This window comes from Undibacterium sp. Ji83W, assembly GCF_049340385.1.
Taxonomy (GTDB): Bacteria; Pseudomonadota; Gammaproteobacteria; order Burkholderiales; family Burkholderiaceae_D; genus Undibacterium.
Genome location: NZ_JBMPOZ010000078.1, coordinates 1 through 308, shown reverse-complemented (window position 1 = coordinate 308; position 308 = coordinate 1). Strand labels below are relative to the sequence as shown.

Here is a 308-nt window from a genome sequence, read left to right as displayed (position 1 = left end):
GCCAGCCGTGCCGACAGTATGGCTGCAGAACAAAGACTGCGCCAAAGCCAGTACCAGGAAAAAAAGCAGGCCCTGCAACAAAGACTGGCGAACCTGGCACAAGAACATACCCAGCTTGAACAAGAACTGCTGCTGGCGCAGCGCCGCCAGCAACTGGCACAGCAAAGCGTCGCCAAGTATGAAACCCTGCAAGGCAATGGCTATGTCTCTGCAGCCCAGACCCAGCAAAAGCAGGAAGACTTGCTCGACATCAGCACCCGCCTGAGTACTTTGCAGCGCAGTAAAACCCAGTTACAGGCTAACCAGAT

General features: G+C 55.2%; 1 pseudogene. It reads left to right on the top strand.

Annotation, left to right across the window (positions count from 1 at the left end):
* Nucleotides 1–18 precede the first annotated feature (18 nt).
* Nucleotides 19–308 (top strand): annotated as a pseudogene (locus tag ACO0LD_RS31820) (hypothetical protein); the annotation flags it as partial.